This is a genomic window from Candidatus Polarisedimenticolia bacterium, assembly GCA_036001465.1.
Lineage (GTDB): Bacteria > Acidobacteriota > Polarisedimenticolia > Gp22-AA2 > Gp22-AA2 > Gp22-AA3.
Genome location: DASYUH010000062.1, coordinates 1 through 2,805 on the forward strand (window position 1 = coordinate 1; position 2,805 = coordinate 2,805).

General features: G+C 68.0%; 3 protein-coding genes. All 3 read right to left on the reverse strand.

The annotated features are described in order from the left end of the window. A partial coding sequence (locus VGV60_12695) for an NAD(P)-dependent oxidoreductase (protein HEV8702124.1) occupies positions 1-719 on the reverse strand: 719 nt, incomplete at its 3' end. 146 nt (positions 720-865) lie between these two features. Then, positions 866-1,882, reverse strand: coding sequence for a hypothetical protein (locus VGV60_12700; GenBank protein HEV8702125.1), 1,017 nt, complete (start codon positions 1,880-1,882; stop codon positions 866-868). 347 nt (positions 1,883-2,229) lie between these two features. Beyond that, positions 2,230-2,805: aminotransferase class I/II-fold pyridoxal phosphate-dependent enzyme (locus VGV60_12705; GenBank protein HEV8702126.1), on the reverse strand; the 576-nt coding region annotated here is incomplete at its 5' end.

Here is a 2,805-nt window from a genome sequence, read left to right on the forward strand (position 1 = left end):
TCCGACTCGCCGGGCCGGGTGAGGGCCACGTGCAGCGAGACGAAGTCGGCGCGCCCGAGCGCCTCCTCGAAGGGGACGTATTCGATCGTCTGCTTTCGCGGCGTGAGACCCTCGCGGTGGCGCACGTCCAGCACGCGCCGCACGGACTCCACGAACTTGTGGTCCTCGTACGCGGGGTCGTGGCAGAGCACGTCCATGTCGAAGCCCACCGCCTTCTTGATGAAGCTCTTGCCGATGCGGCCGGTCCCGATCACGGCCACCGTCTTGCCGGTGACCTCGTCCCCCAGCCACGGGTGGTACGGATGCCAGGTGGACCAGTTCTGCTCCCGCACCATCTGCTCGCTGGGCCAGGTCTTCCGGGCGACGGTGCCCATGATCAGGAACGCAAACTCGGCGGTGGCGTCGGTGAGGACGTCCGCGGTGTGGCTGAAGGGGATCTTGTGCTTGTTGGCGGCGGCGCGGTCGATGTTGTCGAAGCCGACCGCGTCCTGGGCCACGACCTTGAGCTTCGCCGCCTTGCCCGCCGCGAAGACCTCCTCGTCGATCGGGTCGCGCAGCGTCGTGATCAGCGCATCGACGCCGCCCTCCACCTTCTCGAGGATCAGGCTCTTCGGCGGGGGCTCGATCTGGTCGTAGACCTCCACCTCCCAGCCCTTCTGCCGGAGGCGGTCGAGCGCCTCCTGGCCGATGTCGCAGGTGGCGAAGATGCGGTAGGTCATTCCCGAAGAGTATAACCAAGCCTCGACGACCCGCCCCCGAAGGTCCCCAGGCCATTGAGCGGCTGAGGGAGTCCGCACCGCATCTCGGCGGCTCGGCATCCCGGCGTGGTCCTCCAACGAACTGCGGAAGAACGGCTGACGATATATCAGCCGTCTCCACCGCCGCGCTTCGCGTCCACTCGCCTGCTCGGCTCGCTGCGGGACGATCCTGCCACCGCCCCGTCCGATGATCGAGGCCGGTGGGGCCCGAAGACCAATTCGCCCTCGTACTGGTTGTGGCGCCGACAGCGAAGGGCGATGTTCGCGACCGTGGCCGGCCCCTGTTTCGCATATGCCTGAACGTGGTGGAACTCCAGGTACGCCGTCTCCATGCACCTACGTCCATTGGCGGAAACGAAGGCGCACTGGCCGGCGTCGCGCCGCCATGCCGTACGCTTCACCGCCCGCGGCACGTTGCGTGAGGGGACCGCCGTATCCGTCCTGGGACGGATACGGCGCGGCCTCCCCGCCGCCCCGAGCTTGGTCTTCTCGACCTTCTCGAGCAGCAGGATGAGGGCCCGGTCGAAGATCACGGCGGGATCGCCATCCGGGATCTCGCGGCGCATAAGGGCTTGAAGGCGCCGTAACCTCTCGTGGGTCTCCGGGCCGACCGTGAACTGGACCCGGTAGCGCTCCGGCGCCGTGGCGCGGACGATCGGACGGGGCGTTGGAGGCAGCGCGGCGGGCGAGGGGGTCATCGTTGGGGCCGGCTCGGAGGACACCGTCCTCGGCGGGGCGGGTGCGGGCGGCATCGCCGGGAAGGTGGGGAGCTTGCGCACGGAGCTGGGAACGTCCGGTTGCGGGGCCAGTTCGGCCACCAGGGCTTCGATCTCCCGGCGGCTCCGACGACTGGCCCTCTTGAGGACGGCCTGGTGGTTCTCCGGCGTCAGGTGCCGGCTCAACAGGCGCACGGAGGTGAGGGTCATCTCTCCCGAGGCGAGCAGGTCGAGGATCATCGGGAAGCGCCGGCAGGCCCGGGCAGCCTCGATTCTGTTGCAGGCCGCATCTTCCGACAGCCGAAGAGCCTGGGTGCAGTAGGTGAACAAGGACCCGCAGCCCTCGGCGGCGTAGACGGCGGGGCGGGCATCGAGCGCGGCCAAATGGGCCACCAGCTCGACCGTCATCTCGCGCTCTCCGCCGGCGAGCACCGGGAGGCGTGCGAGGAGATTCCGATCCGATAGTGCGTCTGCTATGGCGAGGATGTTCATCTTCATATGCGCGTTGTAGCATGGCGTTTTTCGCGCGCCCGGCAGGGCCCTGGAAAGTCCCAGGAGCGCCGCCAACGGCTCCCTTCAGCGGCGCGGTCATTTGCGCTCAGAAGTGGCTTGGAGAGGCGAGGAGGCGACCAGAGAGTGATCGTGGGGCGAGCCGCCAGCGGGAATCGATCCCGCAACTCAGAAACCCAGGTCCGAAACTATTGAGGTCGCAAAAGGAATTTTGGAGAGGCTCACGGCAATTTTTGAGCGGGCTCTTAGCGCGCGATCAGCTCCTTGATCCGGCGCAAGGCTTCCTGGATGTTGTCCAGGCTGTTGGCATAGGAGAAGCGCAGGTGGCCCTCGCCGAACTCGCCGAAGGCGGTGCCCGCCAGGCACGCCACGCCGGCCTCGTCGAGCAGCATGTCGGCGAGGGTCCGGCTCGAGTGTCCGGTGCGGGTGATGTTGGGGAACACGTAGAAGGCGCCCTTGGGCCGCGCGCACTGGAAGCCGGGGATGGCCCGCAGGCCGTCGACGATCGCGTCGCGCCGCCGGTGAAACTCCGCGACCATGCGGTCGACGGAGGACTGATCCTCCTTGAGCGCGGCCACCGCGGCCATCTGGCTGAACGTCGCCGTGCAGGAGGTGGCGTTGACCTGCAGCTTGGCCACGACCTGCGCCATCGGCGCCGGCATGACCCCGTAGCCGAGCCGCCAGCCGGTCATCGCGTACGTCTTCGAGAAGCCGTCGAGGACGATGGCGAGCGGCTCCATCCCGGGCAGCGACGCGATCGAGACGAAAGTGCCGTCGTAGAGGATCCGCGAGTAGATCTCGTCCGCGAGCACCGGCACGCC

Bases quoted from the DNA above. Each gene is read 5' to 3' on its own strand.
- VGV60_12700 (HEV8702125.1), bottom strand. From the start codon at position 1,882: ATGACGGTCGAGCTGGTGGCCCATTTGGCCGCGCTCGATGCCCGCCCC.